The sequence below is a fragment of the Alphaproteobacteria bacterium LSUCC0396 genome (assembly GCA_041228345.1).
Lineage (GTDB): Bacteria > Pseudomonadota > Alphaproteobacteria > Puniceispirillales > Puniceispirillaceae > UBA3439.
In genome coordinates this window covers 2,317,368-2,338,237 of the sequence record CP166131.1, presented here as the reverse complement: position 1 = coordinate 2,338,237, position 20,870 = coordinate 2,317,368, and the positions used below count along the sequence as shown (strand labels likewise).

Genomic DNA, 20,870 nt, shown 5'->3' with positions numbered 1-20,870 from the left:
CAATCAAAAGTCCCTTTAGCGGATTTTTGAAACTTCTGTTTGTCTTGAGGTACCGGGGGCGTCTTTCCCTTGAACATGGGACCCACGCGATCAACTTTGGTCACACGCCGGTCACACCTCAGTCACACAGACTTTGACAAAACGGCATGAATCAGTAGAATCGACAGAAATCACATTGAGGTGATGACTGGCCATAAGGCACTGATGTAATTGCTAATTTTAACCAGGGAAATGGTAGCAGAGGAGGGACTCGAACCCCCGACACGCGGATTATGATAAAACTGTTTCAACTTTTCATATTTGATTTCAGTTGTTTACAAGCACATAAATTAGGTGTGTTAAAAAGTGTGTAATTAAAATACTTTGCCCCTCACCGGATCCATCCGATTTAGAAATGCCCTCAGTAACCCTGGGTTTTATGTGGGGCAAAATGTGGGGTAAGATCCTGTGCAACCAAAAAAATGAACCATAATCAATGACTTGAATCTGTGTAAGGCAGACTGTCTTTCTATTTTTTCGATTTAAATTAGTTTCTTGGAAATCGTACCATTAGCTTTTGTTGATGAAATGTGGCTGCCAATTGGAAAAATCGACACCTATAGCCTCGTGAAAATGCCGCAGGTACGCGACTTTATGGCTTTTATCAGCTCTTAAAATTTTCCTTTTTTTAGCCGTTTCTTCCGAAGATACCTGGTCGTTTTCAATTATCACACCGTAAACCTCTGCTGCATAATCCAAACTAAATAATTCATTCATGGTATCACGTAGCACCTTTTTAGGATCTCTGTTCAACGGGTCACCATATCCCCCGGCACCTGCCTGATAGTGAACAAACTCATCACCCTTTTTCATTGGCACCGCTTCCATTGGACAGGCTGGTAAAAGTTTCTGATTTCCATCGGAATAAATGACATTCCAAGACGGTGTCCCCGGAAATCCATCACCAAGCCCATAAGGTGGCACGGAGCGCCTATCAGAACGGACCACAAGCTCCGCTGCCTCCTCTAATAATCGGTAGCCACGAACAAGCGCAACACCACCCCGCTGAGAACCAGGACCGCCAGAATTGGTGATAAAAGCGTACTTAGTAATTTCAATAGGCTGCCGACTTTCCAAAAGTTCGATAGGGGTGTTGCCGAGGTTAGCGGCAGGGTTTGAAATACCCTCCATTCCATCACAAGATTCGTTACCGCCCCAACAACCCATTAAACCACCCGACACCATAAATGGTTTGTTGTGAATATCACGTCCAGCAATATGTGGAGCAGTAGATCCACCCTCATTAGCAGCAGGAATTCGATCAGGCACAACTTGTGAAAAAGCTCCCAACAAGGTATCAAACATCCTAAAACATATTATTCCCCTGGCACCGCAAGCCGCAGGCTCAAAGGGGTTAACAATCGAACCTTTAGGAGCCGTAACCGAGATGGCACGCATGTAGCCTTCGCAATTTGGCATTTGCGTTGCTATTGCACAGCGAACGCCAAGGTATGACATTGCGTGCGTTGTTGGCAGTGGCCCGTTAATCGCTGCTTTGACCTGAGGAGATGTCCCCGTCCAATCAATCTCTACATGATTTCCTTTAATATTCACAGAAACACAAAATTTTATTGGCTCTGGATTTTCTCCAACTCCATCAAGATAATCCTCATATGCATACCTGCCATCAGGTAGTTCAGCAATTTGTTTGCGGATAATTTTTTCGGCGTAATCGTGTAGAGCTTCGCAGTGTTCGCGAAATGAATCACCGCCATACTTATTGACAAGTGAAATCATTCCTTTGTCACCCGTGGTGCAGGCAGAAACCTGTGCGCGCAGATCCCCCATAAGGCTGTCAGGCATCCGCGTATTTATCTTTATTAAACTGAAGATAGCCTCATTTGCGTGACCTTTGTCAAAAAGCTTCAGTATTGGAATTCTAAGTCCTTCCTGAAATATTTCTTGTGAGAAAACTCCCATACCACCAGGTGCGATTCCGCCAACATCGATCTGATGAGCAAGTGTTGCAACATAGCCCTCTAATCTATCTTGAACAAAAACAGGCTTTATCACATAAAAATCTGGCAAGTGCATACCGCCAGCTTCATAGGGATCATTGAAAATAAAAATGTCGCCCGGTGACATCTTACCTTCATAAGCCTCAATTAAACTTCGCATTGCATGTGGAAAGGAACCAAGATGAACAGGAGTAGTAAGTCCCTGAGCTATTGTAAGCCCTTTGTGGTCACAAACCGCTGTTGAATAGTCCATCGAGTCACGGACGATATTTGAATAGGCTGACCTCATGATCACTAACGCTAATTCATCTGCAATAGATGCGAGGGCATTTTGAAAAACCTCTAAGGTAATAGGATCAACATTTGAAGTCATGATTTGCCCTTCCCCTTGGATACAATCAAGTTTCCTGATACATCAACCTCAGCTCTCCAATCTGGGGGAATAACTATTGTGGAGTCATACTCTTCTATAATTGCGGGACCAAATATACATTTGTTGTCAATATGTTCTCGTCCCTTTAGGATAATGGTCTCCTCTACGGCAGCATTTGCTTTAAATTTAACCATTCTACGCTCAAGCTTAGCTGATGAGCTTTCCCCTCTTTCCAGGGTTATTTCTTTTGGTTTTGACACGCGAGCAGACACCCTAATACTCACAAGTTCCACTTGCTCTTCGGTCGACTTATGACCATAGGTGCGTTGATGTTCTTCATGGAATCGTTGTGCCATCATGTTGGTAAGTTTAGGAGTATGAATATCAATCGGCACTGTTAATTCAAATGCTTGCCCCTTGTATCTCAGGTCTGCAAACATACCTATTGAAATCTCAGTTGAAGAGAAACCTTGTTCAAGAAGCTGTGTTGACGCCTCTGCCCCAAGACTATCAAAAGCAGACAAGACTAGATCGTCTTCCAGGTCACCGACCACACCAAAAAGATACCGGACACGTTCATTAGTAGTATCGGCAGCAAGCAATCCAGCCGCACTAAGCACACCTGAACGGGAAGGCACGAGGAACTTTGTAATATTAAGTTCATCAGCGATCGCTGCTGCTAGTACCGCTCCGTTACCACCAAAAGCGACAAGAGTGAATTCCCTTGGATCTCGCCCTCGATAAGTTGAAACTGATTTGACCGCTCTCACCATGTTATTCACAGCGACAGTGAAAACGCCCATAGCGGCATCCATGGCAGATAGGTTAAGATGGTTTCCAACTAATTGTTTTACATGTAAAAATGCCTTTTCATGATTTATCTTCATACTACCATCAAGCAATCCCGTTGGGTTCAGGTATCCCAGTAGCAAATTCGCGTCAGTCAACGTCACCTTGTCTCCACCCAGGTCGTAGCAAACCGGCCCCGGAAAAGAACCCGCGCTCTCAGGCCCTACCTTCATCAAACCACCTTCGTCAAACCAAACCACACTGCCACCACCAGCACCAATTTCTGATACGTCGATAAAAGGAAGCTTAATTGAATAACCCGCACCTTTAACAAGCTTACTAGAAAGGTTTACCCCCGCACCCACCTCATATTCTGATGTACGAGATGGCTCACCTCCCTCAACAATGGCAGTTTTAGCGGTCGTACCGCCAATATCCAGCGTTATGATCTGATCCAACCCCGCTCGCTTGGCAATAGCAGCAGCAGCCACTACACCAGCAGCAGGGCCTGACTCAACAAAATAAGCTGGCAGGTTTATAGCGGTACTATCACTCATTTGTCCGCCGCCAGATTGCATCACGTATAGAGGGCTTGATACTTTTATATCATTTAGTTTTTTTCGAAGCTGAAAAAGGTAATGACTTAGAACAGGGCCCAAATAAGCATTTACAACTGTTGTACTAGTTCTTTCATATTCCCTTATTTCTGGCAAAACATCATAAGAACTGCAGATAAAAGTGCCTGTCGGCATAATATCACGAATGATTTCTTCAACACGTTTCTCATGGGAGGAGTTGATGTATGAATGTAACAAACAGATTGCTACTGCTGTTACCCCTCGTTCTTTTAGCTTTGAAGCTGCGTTGACAACAGACGTTTCATCTAATTTGACCGTTACACTCCCATCAGCGGAAATACGCTCAATGACTTCTAAGCGATCGCGACGCTCAACAAGCGGTTTAGGCTTTACATAACTCAAATTATAAAGCTCAGGAAACCTTACCCTCCTAAACTCTAGAACATCTCTAAAACCTTTCGTAGTTATTAAACCAGTGTGAGCGCCTTTTCCCTCCAAGATTGCATTAGTCGCTACCGTTGTGGCATGCACAACATCGCTAATCTCTTCAGGCTTAATTTGCTCTTCCTTTATTAGGGCATCGATACCTTCGGCAACCGCAGACGCATAGTTCTCAGGTGTTGAAGATATCTTCCTAACTAATGGTGGCCTTCTATCACTAGTTAAAACTATGTCAGTAAATGTTCCGCCTATATCGACTCCTAAACGATATCTGTTAACACTTTTTGATTTAATAACTTGGTTCATTAAATTTACCCAAAATACTGTTTTTCAATACTTTATTAATTTATATGGTGAAAATATTCTATAGGAAGTCAGATTTTTTGCAGCACCCGATCAATAAATTCCTTCGCTCTATCAGATTGCGGATTGTCAAAGAAATTACCGCTTGCGTTTCTTTCGATCACCTTGCCTTTATCCATAAAGACAACTTCATCTGCCACGTCTCTTGCAAATCCCATTTCATGTGTCACTACAAGCATGGTCATTCCATTCCGAGCGAGATCACGCATTACCTGTAAAACCTCCGAGATCATTTCCGGATCAAGTGCAGATGTAGGTTCATCAAAAAGCATCAACTTGGGCTCTAAGGCAAGCGCTCGAGCAATAGCAGCTCTTTGCTGTTGCCCACCTGAAAGTTCGTCCGGATATTTGTTTGCTTGATCTAATATCCCCACACGCTCAAGAAGTTTGTGGGCTTTCGCTTCAGCCTCATCACGATTTATTCCGTTTACATATCGGGGTGCGAGGGTGATGTTGTTCATAACTGATAAGTGGGGGTAAAGTTCAAAATGCTGAAAAACCATACCAATATTCGACCGAATTTTTGAGATGTTGTGTGCCGATTTTAAACTTTGTCCATCAAAAATAACGTCACCTTTACCAAAGTCTTCAAGTCGATTAACACAACGAAGCAATGAACTTTTCCCAGAGCCACTGGGGCCACATATTACGACGCAAGTTCCAGGCATAAAATCTATCGAGATATCATCTAGTGCCACAAAGTTTCCATACCGCAGCGATAGATTATTTATCTGAACCAAAGGTAATGTCATCGTGCCAATTCCTTATTTTTTTCAAGAAAAAGAGCCAAACGGGTACCAGTAAAACAAATCACAAGGTACACTAGGGCTGCAAAAAGGTAGAGTTCCACAGGGCGAACTGTTCGTTCAGCAACTAATGATGTGCTGTGCAGAAATTCCCGCATTCCGATCACGTAAGCGATAGTAGTGCCCTGAAATACGATCACACATTCGGTTACAAGTGCCGGCAGCATGTTTCGAAGGGCTTGCGGCAATACAATCAAGCGCATGGACTGAGAATAGGTCAAACCAGTTGATAAGGCCGCCTTCACCTGAGCCGAGCCAACAGATTGAATGCCAGAGCGCACAATCTCGGCAAAATAAGCTGCAAAAAAGACAACGAATGCAATAAGTACAGTGTGAAACTCGGGCAATGTTTTCCCAGTAATCAACGGCACCAAAAAGAAAAACCAAAAAACAATTAAAATCAGTGGATTACTTCGCAGCAAATTTACAAATATTGCAGATGGATATCTTATTGAGCGCTTACTGCTTACCCGTCCAATCGCGATGAAGCATGCTATTGTTAAACTCAGGACAATTGTAAATATAGCGAGTTGAAAACTGCGCATCAAACCCAGCATTAAGAATTCTATATTATCGTTTATAACTGAAAAATCCATGCCCAGCGCCCTATCGCTTCCCAATTAAGCCAGGTATGCGAAGTGCATGCTCTAACCATCCCATAAAAATCACAACCGACGCTGTTGTAAGCATATAAGTCAATGAAGCGGCCGAATAGGCTTCAATACCCCGAAAGGTGTAAGCCTCAATAGTTTTTGCTGCCCCAGTTACTTCGGCTACACCAATGGTGAGAGTAAGTGCGGAATTTTTAAAAATAGTTAAAAACTCCGACGCAATGGCAGGTATCATAACTCTGAATGCGTAGGGTATTATTACGTGACGAAACGTCTGCACTTCAGTTAATCCAGTTGAGTAAGCTGCGAGAAACTGTCCTTTCGGTATTGAAGAAATCCCAGAACGAATCTGTTCCGCTATGCGAGCTGCGGTAAAAAGAGACAGACCTATTAAAGCCGTTAAAAAAGGAACTCCATCAAGTCTATTCCATGCTCTCATTAAATCATCTGGCAAAAGCAGTGGAAAAACAAAAAACCAAAGAAAAAGCTGAACTAAAAGAGGAATGTTTCGAAAGATTTCTACGTAAGTAGTTCCTATAAACCGAAGCGTGCGTGACTTAGACATTCGGATTGCGCCTATTAAAATACCAAGAACTAAAGCGCATCCCCAAGCCACCAGTGACAATTGAATAGTATTAGCAATACCTTCAATGACCCAGCTCCAATTAGGTTCCTCAAGAAGGAGAGACCAATCAAATTCATAGTTCATAAAGTTTCTTTCCCAATCAAGTATAAATTAAGTGACTAGACTATTGATATTCGAGCTTACCAAAAGCATCAGCCATACGCGCTATACCCTTTTGAATTGTTGCCTTGTCGCACTTAAAAACCATTCGTATATGCTCGGATCCATTCGGCCCAAAAGCTGATCCGGGCACAGTGGCAACATGACCAATTTCCAGAAGAAAATCACTAATGCCATTGGGTGGAGCTTTAAACCTGCTAATATTTGGAAATACAAAAAAAGTTCCATGTGGGACATGACACGAAAGCCCTGGGATTGACGCCAGACCCTCAATCATAGCATCCCTTTGAGCCTCATAACGCTCCACAATATTTGCTATTGGCTGATTGCCTTCCGCAATGCCCGCTGACAAAGCAGCAGCCGCACCTGATTGCGAGAAAGTTGTCGGTGCGGTGATCGCGTGAGTGTGAACCAAATGCATTTTCTTTATAAGATGAGTTGGCCCAATGGCCCATCCAATTCTCCACCCACCCATATTGAAAATTTTGCTCATCGTTTGGATTGTAATAGTGATAGATTCCATACCTGGAAGGCTCGCCAAACTTATGTGTTTACGTCCATCAAAAACAAAATGCTCATATGCTTCATCGACTAAAATGGTTAACCCATTTTCCTTCGCTATTTTTCCAATTTCAGTCAGTTCGTTTTTGGTCAAACAATAACCGCCAGGATTATGGGGGTTGCAAAGCAGTAGAACCTTTGTTCTTGCCGTAATATAATGGCGTAGGCCCTCCACTGGAAAACGAAACCCGCTTTCTTTTATTAATGGAACTCTTATTGGCTTCGCACCTGCCAAACGAATTATTGGCTCAAAACCGAGATAACCTGGATCTTCGACTAACACTTCATCCCCATGGTCAGCAAGAGTAAGCAATGCTGAAAGAATTGCCTCTTTTGCTCCTACAGTTACCAAGACTTCAGTCTCTGGGTTTACCTCTATTTTTTGCTCGATCAACATCTTTCTGGCTATCTCATATCGTAACTCAGACAACCCACGCGTGTCAGAATAGCTCGAGCCCGAGGACATATTAATTTTCTGAATTGCTGCTTGCCGAGCTACATCAGGTGACGCGCCCTGATCCGAAAAATCAATTACCTCAACCCCATCTGCCCTTAACGCTCGTACTTTAGCAATTAGATCTTGAGAGAATGCAGGGTTAATCTTTTTTACCCGCTCAGCATAATTAAAATCATTCATGGTTTACCTTTATCAAAAAAATTATATCTCACCATAAAGCTCAATTTTTATAATATGAATTAGAACAAAAAAAGTGCTTCACAGAACAGATAAGGCACAAATCACGTCAGAGCCTTATCTGTCCTCTAATACAAATTTACTTTATGAAATCTTCGCTTTTATACGGACACTGGTCACTCAAAAGCCTCTGAACACCTGCTGATTGATCCCGCACATACCCAGCTTTTGGACTTGGCCCCTGGAACCACTCATCATAGATCTCTCTGTACATTCCAGTTTTAACCATATAGCAAAAGGCACCGTTAACCATATCAGCCCATTTGCTATCATTATTAGGTAAAATCATACCCTGATTGATACAAAAAAGGTCTGGTCCGGTAACCTCCCACTTGCTCGGGTCCGCCGCCTTCATTTTTAGTCTGTGAAGTGCATCATCTAGAGTAACGTGTGCATCAGTTTTACCCTGCTGCAGTCCCAGAAAACCATTAGGGTGTTTATCAAAAGATATTATTTTTACGGGAGGGTTGAACCTCCCCTCTTTATTCATTGTATCTAGCAATTTCTCCTCGATACTCGCTTTAGTAACACCCACACGCTTTCCTGCAAGATCATCAATTGAATTTATACCACTGCCGACAGGGGTTAGCTTTTTCACACAAACAGAATTAACAACATGTGAAAAATCAACTGCTTCTTGACGCTTTAAACTAATACCCGTTGCTCCCCAATTCCAATAATTTGTACCATTTAAAATTAATGGAATACGTGTTTGTGGAGTGACAGCCTTAAGGGTTGCTTTTAATTCTACGCCTGTCTTCTTAGATATCACACCAACCATTGCACGGCTCATTTCAACAGACCAGCCCGTCCAAGTACCATCTGACTCAACATAGGCATAGGGGGGCGTCGACTCCCGAGTGCCGATAAAAATTTCTTTGTTTTTAATTACTTTATCAAGAACACTGTCTGCTAAAGCGGGAGAACTGCTGGCGCTGACGCCAAAAGTCAACAATGACGCACTAAGCGCCAAAAACACAAAGTTTTTCATAATCTCAATACCTCCTATCATTTGACATATATAAAATACTAGGATCAAATTTTATTTTTCTATAACGCAAATACTTAAACCCAGAGATGAATTTTATTTCAGTCTTGAAAAAAAATAATTTGTTACTGATTATAAGTCTCTCAAAGACAAAAAATTGGTTAAAACATGGCTAAAGTTCCACCATTACGTGCGCTAACAGTGTTTTTAGCAGTTGGCCGTTGCGGCACGTTTAAAGAAGCTGGCCGTGAATTAAACATCACTCCATCGGCTGTCAGTCATCAAATAAAAGAACTCGAGTTATTTTTGGGACGCCAAATGTTTGATAGGTTCAATCGGGGAGTGCGATTGACCATGGAGGGATCTGCCTACTTTAAAATTGTCAACGAAGCATATTCAACCTTTGAGAGAGCGACTCTCGAAATGCTCGGCAGACCATCGAGAGAGACCTTAACCATTCATTCTGGTATTAGCTTTGGCTTACGTTGGTTATCGCCGCGTATTCAATTATTCATGGATGAATATCCAGATATTGATATAAGAATTCTTACGCCAACAGCCGCTTGGGGCGCTCGAAAACTCCCAATTGATGTTGATGTCCGCTTTGGAGTTCCAGACCTGCCAGGCATGATCGTAGAGCCGTTACCACCAGAAACAATCGCACCACTGTGCAACCCTGATTTATTGAAGGGTGATTATCCACTCAAAAAAATTGAAGATTTAGTTCACTTTCGACTCATCGACTCTGATATACGGGCAGCGAGCTGGACAAATATTTTTGCCGAAAATAAACTCATCTTACCTGTGTGCTCTCATATCAAACTTGGCAATACTTTGCTCGCCCTTGAAGCAGCAAGAAATGGCCTCGGAATAGCGATGGAGGGAGAATTACTCGCTAGAGAAGATTTAATATCGGGAAGCTTGGTCACTCCTCCGGCATTAAAAAGGTTATCTACAACCCAGTCTTTGCGAAGTCTGGTCATATCCGAAGCAAAGGAAAAGTTAAGGCCAATAAAATTATTTCGTGAATGGTTTTTTGATCAAATCAATGACGAAATATATCGGAGCTTATGAAAGCTGCTATTTCCTCTCTTGATACGCCAACCCAACTATCAAACCACCGCGATCCGAGACGCAACGCCCGAACTAATCTAGGCCCCACCCCCCTGAGCCATATTGAGTCCCAATCAGCAAACTCTCCCAGTAACCCCTGAGGACCGAGGTTCGAGCTGCTGGATCCTATGCCTTATGCTGTTCGAATGCTGCTCAAGCCTCAAGGTTCAAGGATCCAGACCCCCGAGCCAAGCTTCAAGACCCTCGCATCTTGGCTCTGGGAGCAATATTCAAGTGTTAAGCTTCCCGAAACTTGGCTCTCGAAGCTCGGAACTTGGTTTAGGCAGGGTTTCGATACATTATCGTAAGAACGGCTATGTGTAATGATTTGCTGAGCCAACGTTTTGCATAAACGAAACGCGACAATGAACGCGGCAATAATTCAGCACACAAAAACGCCGCCTCAAAAATAAGGCGGCTAATTAATTGATAAAGAATGATATTATTTGGTAGCGGAGGAGGGACTCGAACCCCCGACACGCGGATTATGATAAAACTGCTTCAAATTTTCCTATTTAATTTCAGTTATTTATAAGCGCGTAAATTAGGTGTGTTAAAAAGTGTGTAATGGAGTTTGACTACGGAGGCAGGACTTGCTTGAGACCTTCCAATTATTTCATGGGTGTGGATGTTTTTCAGAGCGAGCTTTTATTGTTCCTTGAAAGTAGATTTTGCGGCGACTTTAGCCGTTAGATATTGGCAAATAAAAAATACCAACCGGTTCGTTTATCAACGTCTTAAATTAGCCGTCGTTGTTAAGATCTAACATTCATTTGAATGGTTGCTATTGTGTTATTAGGGGACGTCGTCCCCAGCACAGTAACCGGAACACTCCCCTCACCCTATTTCGTAGATAACTTCGGAACTGGAACACCACCTTCCAAAAAAATGTTGACATTTTACATTTTTGACACAAATACTGACTTATGACTGATATTACTTCTCTCTCAAATAGCAAGCTTGAGCGCCCAGAAACGCTCACATCTTTAGCGCAGAAACGCCTGGAACAGCTTATTTTCAATGGCGCACTTGTCCCTGGCGAAAAAGTCAAAGAAGCAGTGATCGCGAGCCAGATTGGTTTTAGCCGAGGACCTGTGCGAGAAGCCTGCAGTGCTCTAGTCGGAGAAGGTTTATTGGTTTCTATTCCTCAGCGAGGGGTATTCGTTAGAACATTTACGAACAGTGAAATCTCAGACCTCTACGACATTCGGGGGCACCTTGGGCTTATGGTGGGTAAACTAGCCGCAGAGACCAAAGGCCATAATCACATTTCAGAAATCAGCACTTTGCTTAAACGAATGAAAGCCTCGGTCGAAGAGGATGAAGAGACGTCATACTTCCGCCTAACGATTAGATTCAATGATTCCTTTTTAACGGCCGCCGGTAATAGCGAACTGACAAAGATCTATAGAAGGATTACGCGCTCTATTCGCCTCTATCGTATGGAGCATCTTCACTTGGCTAGGAAAACTGCGGAGAGAAATCACTGGCTTAAAGCTTCATTTCAGGCATCCATAAACCAACGCGAACAATTTTTGAATGCTCTTAAAAAGCGTGACGGAAATCTCGCAGGTGCGCTGCTCAGGCGACACGCAGAGGACTCCAGACAACGGACACAAGAGCTTGTAGCTCGGTCAAGGGATGTTTCAATCGAAAAGCATTTAAAGCCATGACAGCCCGAGTGTTTTGCTGTGGGGATGTCGGGCCGCTTACGCTTGGTGATGGAACATTAGCTGAACCAATTACCCCCTTTCTTAAACAGGCAGACATCCGATTTGCGCAGTGCGAACGTATGTACTCTTTACAAGGTAGGCTGGCGTCAAACTCCAACGCAACTCACGCAAGATGTGCGCCTGAACTAGCGCAGGTATTCTTTGACTGCGGCTTTGATGTGGTTTCATTAGCGTCGAATCATACACTGAACTACGGTGCCAAAGCACTTGCCGACACGATAAATCTCTTCCGGAGCCGGGGGGTGCAAACAGTGGGCGCTGGCATGAATATCTCAGAAGCGCGAAAGCCAGCATTCTTAGAGGTGGCAGGCCAGAGGATTGCATTTTTGGCTTACGCCTCGGTCTTGCGTGAAGGTTTCGAGGCCACCAAAACCAGCGCTGGAGCCGCACCACTGCGCGTTCGCACCTGGCACGAGGAATTTGACTGGCAGCCAGGCATGCCTCCGTTAACCCGCTCCGAGGTTTGGGCAGAAGACCTCGAAGAAATGTGTACCGATATCTCTGCAGCGAAGAAACAAGCAGACCATTTAATCGTGTCTCAGCACTGGGGCATACACTATATTCCTAGACTTATAGCTGAATATCAGCCACCAGCCGCAAGGGCGGCAATCGCCGCAGGCGCGGATGCCATCATTGGATCTCACGCACATGCGCCAAAGGCCATTGAGATAATTGACGGCAAGCCATGCTTTTATAGTCTCGGCAATTTCATGATGTCCGGTGTTCCAAAGACCGGTGATAAGGCTCGCCTCTTTGAAGAGCAATATGGTGTAAAACTCGACCCTTCCAGACCATTCCTGCCATACGGGCAGGATGCACGGCGCCTCGTGATTGCAGAATTAAACCTCTCTCAAGGAAGCATTGAAGCTGGTTTGCACCTTGGAGAGATCGGAACCGACATGAAGCCGCGTGTCTTCAACCGCGGCGCAGCTTTTGACGAGGCACTGCAATTTCTCAAATTTGTGTCTGACGGTTATGGAACCGTATTCCGTTCGCTTGAGAACTATATTGCGGTTGAACAACCGCGTTCAATATCACCGCTGAGAACTACCAATTAAGTAACACATGGGAGGAAAAATATGCTTCATAGACTAGGACTTTTGGCACTTGCAGCCGGATGTGCGGTAGTGGGTTTTACAACGACCTCAGCTATCGCCAAGAGCGTCAACTTTTCAGATAAAACTGTGCGGGTGATAGTGCCATTCAAAGAGGGTGGCGGCTCAGACACATATGCACGCACGCTTCAAGTCTACCTTGCAAAGTATTTACCAGGCAAACCGAAGGTTGTTGTTGAAAACATGCCGGGTGGTGGTTCTATCAAAGGAGCAAACGCTTTTCAGAAGGCAGACCCGGATGGATTGACCGCGATGGTCGCTTCAACTTCAACTTTCACCAGTGCCGTCTTTGGCGGAAAAAAAGTCAAATTTGACATGACGTCTTGGGAGCCGGTTGTTTTGTCACCGCAAGGTTCGGCACTCTTCGCAGCATCGGTGACAGGAATTGTGGGCCAGGACCCCAAGATAGCCACCAAAACACTCGCAGGTTCAAACCAAACCTTTGGCATAAAATCTCCAACCGCCTCTGAACTTAGAGCTTTTGCAGCATTTAATCTTCTCGGGGTTAATAACATAAAACCCATATTAGGTTTGGGAGCTGGCGAGAGACGTCAGTCCATGATCCGTGGAGAGACAACCTTGGGCGTGGAACCCTTCGCAGGCTTTTCGTCAAAAGTGAAGCCCTATATCGATTCAGGGGAACTGGCCTTATTCGCCACAATGGGGTTCGTGGATAAAAATGGGAATGTTGTGCGCGATCCTGGCATGCCCAACACAATGACTGTACCCGAAATCTACGAAGCCATCCATGGTAAAGCCCCATCGGGACCGCTTTGGCAGGCCTATCTAAATTTCCTGAATATGAGCGTTATGACGTCAAAGTCTTTAAGTTTGCCTGCAGGCACACCACCAGAAATTGTCGCCGCATGGAAAAATGCTGTTGATGCAACCTTGCAGGACCCTGATTTTCAGAAAGTCAGCGGTAAAGTGCTGGGACCCTATCCGCAGATATTTGGAGATGAAGCAAAGGCAGCAGTCCGCGGAGCGCTGGACATGGATGTCGCACAGCGTAATTGGCTCTTTGCATGGATTGAAGAACGCATGGGCGTTCCCATTGGAAACTAACCTAGCGATAACTAGGTGGCCGCGATCAGATTTCTGCGCGGCCACCCAAATAATTGCTCAAAAAATTCCCGACCCTTTTGCTTGTAATTCAAGGCTGAACGGACTCCATTATGTTTGAGATCCTTTTGGACGCTTTTGTCCAGACATTCACCCTTAATCACCTGTTTTACCTCATAGCTGGAGTTGTCCTGGGACTGATTATAGGAATCATTCCAGGGTTAGGAGGGTCTGCGGGCCTTGCCTTGACGCTGCCATTCGTTATTGGCGTCGAGCCATCAGCTGCAATTGGCCTTATGATCGGGCTGCAATCTGTAACGGCTACATCTGACACTTTTCCGGCCGTTCTTGTTGGTGTTCCGGGGACAGCCTCAGCGCAAGCCACTGTCCTTGACGGTTTTGAGATGTCCAAGCAGGGTAGAGCAGCTGAAGCTTTAGGTGCGGCGTTCTCGTCCTCGCTGATAGGCGGATTGTTTGGCGCAGCCATACTGACAGTGGCAATTGGATTTGCAGAACCGATCATCCTCGCCTTCGGACTTGCCGAACAGATGATGCTTGTTGTTCTGGCCGTCGCTCTGATCGGTTCGCTAACTGGCGCTAATATTTTCAAGGGACTTGCTACAGCATGCATAGGCATGTTGATTGGCACGGTTGGTTCAACCCCAACCACAGCCATACCGCGATTTACATTCGAGTCAATTTACCTTCTCGATAACATCAAGGTAGTGTTGGTTGGTCTTGGGCTTTTCGCCGTGCCTGAAATTCTAGGCGTGCTCAGACAACAAGAACGCATTGCTGACAGCGGGCTTAAAAGAAAAGGATGGATTCAGGGCGTTAAATCAACACTATCACACTGGTGGCTTGTGATCCGCTGCTCAGCGATCGGAGCTGCTTTAGGTGCTTTACCTGGTTTGGGGGGCTCTGTGATCGACTGGATTGCCTACGCCCATGCACGCGGCTCTGTCAAAGCCCCCGAAACCCTAGGGACTGGGGATGTACGCGGCGTGATTGCCCCCGAGGCCGCTAACAACGCCAAGGAGGGAGGCGCACTAATCCCGACGCTTTTGTTCGGCATTCCGGGATCAGCCAGCATGGCGCTTTTGCTTGGCGGATTCATTCTTGTCGGCATCGAGCCAGGGATCAACATGATCCGAAACGAAGTAAATCTGGTTTACCTCATGGTTTGGTCAGTGGCGCTTGCAAATATAGCCGGTGCAGTCATTTGTATCGCCCTTTCCAATCCCATTGCCAGGGTCACGACGGTGCCTTTCTCATTCTTGGCCCCAATCCTTCTGGTCTTCATCTGTTTTGCAGCTTATCAGGCAACGAAAGACATAGGCGACCTATTCACAGTTCTTTTCTTCGGCATTTGTGGCATGTTCATGAAGCGCTATGGTTGGTCTAGGCCAGCGCTGCTAATTGGCTTCGTCCTTGCGCCCCGCATGGAAGCCTCGTCTTATCAGGTCATAAACCTTTACGGTTGGTCGATATTCGAACGTCCAATTGTGATTATTCTAGCTTTCCTAGCTCTCGCGATACTCTGCCGGTCTGTCTTCCGCAGCTTTCATACTACCGCAGTTAAGACAAAACCTCATCCCAATAACGGCGCTTTAGTCTTGCCCTCAGCTTTCCTGATATTTGCCAGCTATACTCTCATCTGCTCACTTGATTTCGACCCGTTGACGGCCTTTTTCCCAACGATAATATCAATTTTAACACTTATCTTTTTGGGGCTTGTGGCCATTGCACACTTTGCTTTACCCGGCTTTAAAATTTGGGAAGACGAGGAACCTGCAAATAAAAACGCATATCTTGGAGTAATCAGCTTTAGCGGTTCGATCGTGATGATAAGCGGCGCTGTGTTGCTGGTCACCCTTTTTGGCATACTGCCTGTTGCCCTAGTCGGTGTGGCTGTATTCCTATACTGCTTCGCCAAGACCAAAGCACTGTTGGCTATTGGCACCGGTATTGCCCTCGCAAGTATACTGTTTCTATTAAGTCGTGGAGTTGGCGCTTATTTGCCAAAGGGACTATTGTTTTAGCGAACACCTCTATGCAGTAGCACATTGCAACTTAAATTGGCTAATAATACTGTTTATCAGATCCCTGTCACACACCTGTCACACAGAGATTGACGAAACGGGCGTTTTCATGAGATTCTACACTCATGTTGAAACATGGTGTGACACCTAGAAAACTGGCAGTTTTACTTGAAAAAAAATGGTAGCGGAGGAGGGACTCGAACCCCCGACACGCGGATTATGATTCCGCTGCTCTAACCAACTGAGCTACTCCGCCATCTCGGTGCCTGCGAATGGCACTGGCGATCTTTGTTGCTGGCCCGTTCAGGGGCTAGCCGGTTGATCGCCTCCGGTGCGCCGTTTTAATGGGTTTGCCGCCCCTAGGTCAAGCGTATATCTCGCCTTTCGAGAAATTTCTTTATGGGGCTGGATCGGACTGGCGAGCGCCCTCGCCGGCAAAGCGCCCCGCGCACCAGCTTTTACCACCACTTCCATATCATTGGGGATTCTCATATCATCCTATCTAGGTTTTCGGTATCCTTACCGCAAATAAGGAGCGCAATTGAGGCGCGCAATTGAGGCGCAGCCCACCTCGTGGTGCGCAAAACCCGATTTTGGCAACAGCTTGCAGAACGCCTCATTTGACACCGTCTTTATTGAAATTAGCCAGGGAGGCATAGAAAGATGATCGAGAGCTTTATCACGGCGTTTATCGTTTATTTCGTGGTGATTGATCCGGTTGGTACGGCGCCAATTTTCCTTGCTATCACAACCCATTTGAATAAGCGTCAGAAAATTCGTACCGCGCTTGAAGGCTCGCTGGTTGCCGGTGCGATTATGATATTCTTTGCGCTATGCGGGGTGTGGATCCTGCATTACCTAAATATTTCACTGACCGCGTTTCGTCTTGCCGGCGGCATTATTCTGCTTTTGGTGGCGCTTGACATGCTTGCCAACAAACGTCAGGCGCGGCGCGAACAGGGCAGCGACAGCGTTTCAACCGACGATAATATCGCGATATTTCCGCTTGCTACGCCGCTTTTGGCAGGGCCAGCCGCGATTACCTCGGTAATGGTGGTTGCCAGCAATCCGACCGAAAATGTCAATATGATCATCGGCTATGGCGCAATGGTGGCAGTGATGCTGGCAACAGCAATCGTTCTGATCATCGCCAGCCTTGCCGAGTCTTATATTAACCCGCGGATTACGCTGGTCTTCTCGCGGATCACCGCCATCATCCTTGCGGCGCTGTCGCTTCAATATATCATTGACGGGCTGCAGGCGCTTGGCGTAATCCAGATCAGCGGCTAGCTTTTGCCATCTACTTAAATTCGGCTAGTATCATTTACGTTTTGGGGTTTCACCGAGTATGCAGCTAAATATTCTGATTGTTGGCGTTCTGTTCCCTGCAATACCCCTGATGATGATTAATTTCGGCAATCGGTATTCGCTACTTGCTGGCCTGATCCGTAATTTGCACGACACCGTCATCAACGAAAATATTTCAACTGATGACAGTGCCCGCTTTTTTCGCCAGATTGCCAGCCTGCGCCAGCGTCTGCGGCTGATTGCGATTATCCAGACCTGCGGCGCGCTTGCCTTCATTTTGAATCTGTCAGCGATGATTTCACTTTATTTCGGCATCGAGACGATCGGCAGCTGGCTGTTCTTTTCGTCGATTATCCTGATGGTCGCGGCAATGATCCAGTTCACCATCGAAATCCAGATCGCTAATTCAGCGCTTGATGTGCATCTATCAGATCTTGAAAAACATCAAGAATGGCAAGATTACCTTGCCGCGTCAAAACTACGGGGTAAACGGTCACAAAAACCCAGCCCGCCATCGGCCTAGCCCAGCGCTTTGCCTCATCTGCGCGCCAAACAAACAGCGGGCTATTTCTTGTCACTTCTGCGCTCTAGATAGCTGATAATCGCCAGCGCATCCTCCTCGGAGATATTCAAACGCTGCCGCAAATCATCAATTTTTTGGCGCTCATCACTGGTGATAACACCGTCGCTAAGCGCGGATGAAATCTCGGCCTCAAGCCGGTGCCGCCGCATCGCCACCTGATTGGTAAAACCCGTGGCAACAATACCGGTCAAGAGCGCAACAACACAAACCCCCATAAGCGCGGTCAGCGTTGCAATGAATTTACCCGCCACCGTGTGTGGCACAATATCGCCATAACCAACGGTGGTTAGCGTGACAACTGTCCACCACATCGCCTGCGGGATGGAACCAAAATGTTCGGGCTGCACATCCTGTTCGGCAACATAAATCAATGAGCTGGAAATCAGCAATGCCAGCACCAGCAAATACAAGGTTGCGGCGAATGACCGGCTTTCATGACGCACTGCCGATATCAAATCTTCAAGCGCCGATGAATAATGCGAGAATTTCAACAGCCGCATCAACCTCAATATCCGCAGCCAGCGCAGATCCACCCCGCCAAGCAAGAGCGGGATAATGCTAGGCAAGATCGCCAGCAAATCAATGATGCCGGTAAAGCTGAAGATATACCCCATGCGTTTTCCCGATGCGCTTTTATATTTGCCATCAGGGGCGGCGGCACATGACCAGATTCGTAAGCCATACTCAATCGAGAAAATCGTCACCGATACCAACTCTACCGCCGTAAATGCAGTTTTATATTGCGCATAGAGCGTGTCGATCGTCTCCAAACAGACCGCAAGCAAATTCAATAGAATCAATGCGAACAGGAATAGGTCGCAATAACGGCTTGCGCGGTCATCAGCCTGACCTTTTTCAATGATCTCAAATACGCGTCTTTGGCTAATCATGCGCCAAGCATAGGTATAACAAGATAATTTGGAAATATAATTTTGGAGTCACTTATTTTGCAGTGCGCTTACACATAAAATCTTTCTGGCAATGCAAAAAGGCAGACATGCTTAAAGTAAGTTCCTCGAGGCCTGTACCGTGCCGTTTGTAGATACAAATCCGTTCACCACTCTCGGGGTCAATGTATGTTTTTAAGAGCCGGCACTGAGTATTGCCAGCTGAGCTGTCAACGGCGCGTCGACGGCATTCCGCTTTTTCACGGCCAAGAATCGTTTGCGGCCATTTCAACCTCAGATTCGACCAAAGGGTGCAGTGAGCTGATGACTCACTTCCTTGATAGGTCTTCCCGCCCGCGAATACGGGTTGTACGGCATAAAAAGACAGCACAACGATTGATACTAGACTTAGGCGCAACCAAAAACTCATGAACAAAAACCCGCACAAAACAGAACTAAGGCTGAGAAAAATCACTTGACGACTTCATTTAACGACACTCTGTAAAAATTTTAAAGCCTTGAAATTATTGACTGCAGTAGTGGCCAATGTTTTCGGCCACAATTCAGGATTAAATTCAAGATGGAGTGTCAGGTTGTCTAATCTAGTTCCATCCTTTTTAAGATTCGCAAAGTTTTACCAATAATCATAGGCGCAATCGCCTCATTGAATTCAAGATAGTGATCAGTCTGCTTATGAAGTTCAAATGCGGCGGCATCTTCATAAAGTTCATAAAGGAATATGCTGTTTGGTGAGAGAGGGTCTTGATTAACGTCGAATTGGTGACACCCAATTTCATTTTTTAGTGAGGCTTGCGCATTTTTTCGCATAACCTCCAAAAACGCATCAATGAACACTGGTTTAATTTCAAAATAAACAAAAACTACAAGCATTGAAAGGTCCTTACTAAACAAATTGCTGCGGTGCCTCAGCGAGGTCCCCACTGGCAAGCAAAATCAACCATGCTTGAGTTAAACCTCAGGTTTCTGACACATTTCACTAACATTGGACCAGACGGCCAGTAAGGCCTAACAAACCAAAAATTTTAGAACCAACGCATTTTACGAAAAAACAAAATTTGCACCCCAACCACTAGTGCCAATAACAGGCAAAATACAAGAAAGGCTTGCGGATTTTCCGCCCCAGGTATACCTCCAACATTAACGCCCAAAAGACCAGTCAAGAAACCCATTGGCAAAAAGATCGCTGCAACAACCGACAGCGCATACATATTCTTGTTTAATCGCTCGGTAAGAATATTAGTCACTTCGTCGCTGATAACTTGTGAGCGTTCACGGACTGAATCAAGTTCTTCTACAAAACGTGTAATATTGTTATGCGCCTCAATTAACTGATGATCATTGTTCTGCCCAAACCAGTCACGTTTTGCTTCTAGCAAATGCGTAATCAAATCGCGCTGTGGCGCCATATAGCGCTTAAAGATGATCGCCTTCTTACGTATCGAGACAATCTGTTCACGCAATGTGTTGGCGCCACCATTCAATATATCCTCTTCGATATCGTCCATCTCCTCGCCTAGGCTAGTGACAACTGGTGCCATTCGCGCAAACAAAAGGTCAATAAGCATGGTAACAAAGTCAGCACTACCCTTGGGCCCTTTACCAGCCTCTAATGTTGCCGCCAGGTCGCCAACTGCTCTCAGCTTACGCCGTTGAAGGGAAATAATACGATGGGGGTCAACCCAAAGCCGGATCGAGACCATATCCTCAGGGCTGGCATTATCATTCAAGTTAACCCCACGCAAAATTAGCAGCACTCCCTCACCCATTGACACAACGCGCGGGCGGGTCTCATCAGCAAGCAAGGCATTGACTACAAAATCATTAAGATAGGTAACTTCATGTCGCAGCCATTTTGCGGTTTCGGGGTGATCAGCATTGAGGTGTGCCCAAGCTAGTTGATCATCTTTTAAAAGGCGCGCAACTTCGCCATCATGCAAAGCAGCACCACCGCCCGCCTGATTAAGTGAATAAGCAAATAATACCGGGTCACCCACAACAAAGTCCCCACAAAATTATTAATGATGTATCGCCAGATGATACGCCTGAAAATGGGAAAGGCT

General features: G+C 45.6%; 17 protein-coding genes and 1 tRNA gene. 7 read left to right on the top strand and 11 right to left on the bottom strand.

Going from position 1 to position 20,870, the window contains the following annotated elements; translation table 11 throughout:
• Positions 1–549: 549 nt before the first annotated feature.
• The 7 genes from AB8881_11095 to AB8881_11065 all read right to left on the bottom strand — a co-directional run bounded on the left by AB8881_11095 (position 550) and on the right by AB8881_11065 (position 8,949).
• Positions 550–2,370, bottom strand: a complete 1,821-nt coding sequence (locus AB8881_11095) for a hydantoinase B/oxoprolinase family protein (protein ID XDZ63081.1) — start codon at positions 2,368–2,370, stop codon at positions 550–552.
• On the bottom strand, positions 2,367–4,484 hold the full coding sequence (locus tag AB8881_11090) for a hydantoinase/oxoprolinase family protein (protein XDZ63080.1): 2,118 nt from the start codon (positions 4,482–4,484) through the stop codon (positions 2,367–2,369). The genes AB8881_11095 and AB8881_11090 overlap by 4 nt, the downstream gene beginning before the upstream one ends.
• Positions 4,485–4,552: 68 nt before the next feature.
• Positions 4,553–5,293 carry an amino acid ABC transporter ATP-binding protein gene (locus tag AB8881_11085; protein XDZ63079.1) on the bottom strand — a complete coding sequence of 247 codons (741 nt, stop codon included), beginning with the start codon at positions 5,291–5,293 and terminating at the stop codon, positions 4,553–4,555.
• Positions 5,290–5,943: an amino acid ABC transporter permease gene (locus tag AB8881_11080; GenBank protein XDZ63078.1), complete on the bottom strand. Its 654-nt coding sequence runs from the start codon at positions 5,941–5,943 to the stop codon at positions 5,290–5,292. The genes AB8881_11085 and AB8881_11080 overlap by 4 nt, the downstream gene beginning before the upstream one ends.
• A gap of 10 nt (positions 5,944–5,953) precedes the next feature.
• Entirely contained in the window at positions 5,954–6,667 is a 714-nt protein-coding gene (locus AB8881_11075; GenBank protein ID XDZ63077.1) for an amino acid ABC transporter permease, read from the bottom strand.
• A gap of 40 nt (positions 6,668–6,707) precedes the next feature.
• Entirely contained in the window at positions 6,708–7,901 is a 1,194-nt protein-coding gene (locus AB8881_11070; GenBank protein XDZ63076.1) for a pyridoxal phosphate-dependent aminotransferase, read from the bottom strand.
• Positions 7,902–8,037: 136 nt separating this feature from the next.
• Positions 8,038–8,949, bottom strand: a complete 912-nt coding sequence (locus AB8881_11065) for a transporter substrate-binding domain-containing protein (GenBank protein ID XDZ63075.1) — start codon at positions 8,947–8,949, stop codon at positions 8,038–8,040.
• Between the two features lie 165 nt (positions 8,950–9,114).
• Between AB8881_11065 and AB8881_11060 the strand changes: the two genes are divergently transcribed.
• The 5 genes from AB8881_11060 (at position 9,115) to AB8881_11040 (ending at position 16,011) form a co-directional block, all read left to right on the top strand.
• A complete protein-coding gene (locus tag AB8881_11060; protein XDZ63074.1) occupies positions 9,115–10,020 on the top strand; it encodes a LysR family transcriptional regulator in 906 nt (301 codons plus the stop codon).
• A 965-nt stretch (positions 10,021–10,985) separates the two neighbouring features.
• Complete coding sequence (locus AB8881_11055) at positions 10,986–11,732, top strand: GntR family transcriptional regulator (protein ID XDZ63073.1); 747 nt, start codon at positions 10,986–10,988, stop codon at positions 11,730–11,732.
• Entirely contained in the window at positions 11,729–12,850 is a 1,122-nt protein-coding gene (locus AB8881_11050; GenBank protein ID XDZ63072.1) for a CapA family protein, read from the top strand. The genes AB8881_11055 and AB8881_11050 overlap by 4 nt, the downstream gene beginning before the upstream one ends.
• A gap of 21 nt (positions 12,851–12,871) precedes the next feature.
• Complete coding sequence (locus AB8881_11045; GenBank protein XDZ63071.1) at positions 12,872–13,972, top strand: Bug family tripartite tricarboxylate transporter substrate binding protein; 1,101 nt, start codon at positions 12,872–12,874, stop codon at positions 13,970–13,972.
• A 110-nt stretch (positions 13,973–14,082) separates the two neighbouring features.
• Entirely contained in the window at positions 14,083–16,011 is a 1,929-nt protein-coding gene (locus AB8881_11040) for a tripartite tricarboxylate transporter permease (GenBank protein XDZ63070.1), read from the top strand.
• A 179-nt stretch (positions 16,012–16,190) separates the two neighbouring features.
• Here the strand turns inward: AB8881_11040 and AB8881_11035 are convergent.
• Positions 16,191–16,267: transfer RNA gene (locus tag AB8881_11035), tRNA-Met, on the bottom strand.
• Positions 16,268–16,674: 407 nt separating this feature from the next.
• Between AB8881_11035 and AB8881_11030 the strand changes: the two genes are divergently transcribed.
• On the top strand, positions 16,675–17,301 hold the full coding sequence (locus AB8881_11030) for a MarC family protein (GenBank protein ID XDZ63069.1): 627 nt from the start codon (positions 16,675–16,677) through the stop codon (positions 17,299–17,301).
• 58 nt (positions 17,302–17,359) lie between these two features.
• The gene (locus tag AB8881_11025; protein ID XDZ63068.1) at positions 17,360–17,842 is read left to right on the top strand and encodes a DUF2721 domain-containing protein; all 483 of its coding nucleotides are present in this window, start codon (positions 17,360–17,362) and stop codon (positions 17,840–17,842) included.
• Between the two features lie 41 nt (positions 17,843–17,883).
• Here the strand turns inward: AB8881_11025 and AB8881_11020 are convergent, their stop codons facing one another.
• The 3 genes from AB8881_11020 to AB8881_11010 form a co-directional block, all read right to left on the bottom strand.
• Positions 17,884–18,792 (bottom strand): ion transporter, encoded by a 909-nt coding sequence (locus AB8881_11020; protein XDZ63067.1) that lies wholly within the window; start codon positions 18,790–18,792, stop codon positions 17,884–17,886.
• 594 nt (positions 18,793–19,386) lie between these two features.
• Positions 19,387–19,680 carry a putative quinol monooxygenase gene (locus AB8881_11015; GenBank protein ID XDZ63066.1) on the bottom strand — a complete coding sequence of 98 codons (294 nt, stop codon included), beginning with the start codon at positions 19,678–19,680 and terminating at the stop codon, positions 19,387–19,389.
• A 152-nt stretch (positions 19,681–19,832) separates the two neighbouring features.
• The gene (locus tag AB8881_11010; protein ID XDZ63065.1) at positions 19,833–20,804 is read right to left on the bottom strand and encodes a zinc transporter ZntB; all 972 of its coding nucleotides are present in this window, start codon (positions 20,802–20,804) and stop codon (positions 19,833–19,835) included.
• Between the last annotated feature and the right edge of the window lie 66 nt (positions 20,805–20,870).

Bases quoted from the DNA above. Each gene is read 5' to 3' on its own strand.
- AB8881_11040 (XDZ63070.1), top strand. From the start codon at position 14,083: ATGTTTGAGATCCTTTTGGACGCTTTTGTCCAGACATTCACCCTTAAT.
- AB8881_11080 (XDZ63078.1), bottom strand. From the start codon at position 5,943: ATGGATTTTTCAGTTATAAACGATAATATAGAATTCTTAATGCTGGGT.
- AB8881_11090 (XDZ63080.1), bottom strand. From the start codon at position 4,484: ATGAACCAAGTTATTAAATCAAAAAGTGTTAACAGATATCGTTTAGGA.
- AB8881_11060 (XDZ63074.1), top strand. From the start codon at position 9,115: ATGGCTAAAGTTCCACCATTACGTGCGCTAACAGTGTTTTTAGCAGTT.
- AB8881_11075 (XDZ63077.1), bottom strand. From the start codon at position 6,667: ATGAACTATGAATTTGATTGGTCTCTCCTTCTTGAGGAACCTAATTGG.
- AB8881_11025 (XDZ63068.1), top strand. From the start codon at position 17,360: ATGCAGCTAAATATTCTGATTGTTGGCGTTCTGTTCCCTGCAATACCC.
- AB8881_11070 (XDZ63076.1), bottom strand. From the start codon at position 7,901: ATGAATGATTTTAATTATGCTGAGCGGGTAAAAAAGATTAACCCTGCA.
- AB8881_11095 (XDZ63081.1), bottom strand. From the start codon at position 2,370: ATGACTTCAAATGTTGATCCTATTACCTTAGAGGTTTTTCAAAATGCC.
- AB8881_11020 (XDZ63067.1), bottom strand. From the start codon at position 18,792: ATGATTAGCCAAAGACGCGTATTTGAGATCATTGAAAAAGGTCAGGCT.
- AB8881_11050 (XDZ63072.1), top strand. From the start codon at position 11,729: ATGACAGCCCGAGTGTTTTGCTGTGGGGATGTCGGGCCGCTTACGCTT.
- AB8881_11045 (XDZ63071.1), top strand. From the start codon at position 12,872: ATGCTTCATAGACTAGGACTTTTGGCACTTGCAGCCGGATGTGCGGTA.
- AB8881_11030 (XDZ63069.1), top strand. From the start codon at position 16,675: ATGATCGAGAGCTTTATCACGGCGTTTATCGTTTATTTCGTGGTGATT.
- AB8881_11015 (XDZ63066.1), bottom strand. From the start codon at position 19,680: ATGCTTGTAGTTTTTGTTTATTTTGAAATTAAACCAGTGTTCATTGAT.
- AB8881_11085 (XDZ63079.1), bottom strand. From the start codon at position 5,293: ATGACATTACCTTTGGTTCAGATAAATAATCTATCGCTGCGGTATGGA.
- AB8881_11055 (XDZ63073.1), top strand. From the start codon at position 10,986: ATGACTGATATTACTTCTCTCTCAAATAGCAAGCTTGAGCGCCCAGAA.
- AB8881_11065 (XDZ63075.1), bottom strand. From the start codon at position 8,949: ATGAAAAACTTTGTGTTTTTGGCGCTTAGTGCGTCATTGTTGACTTTT.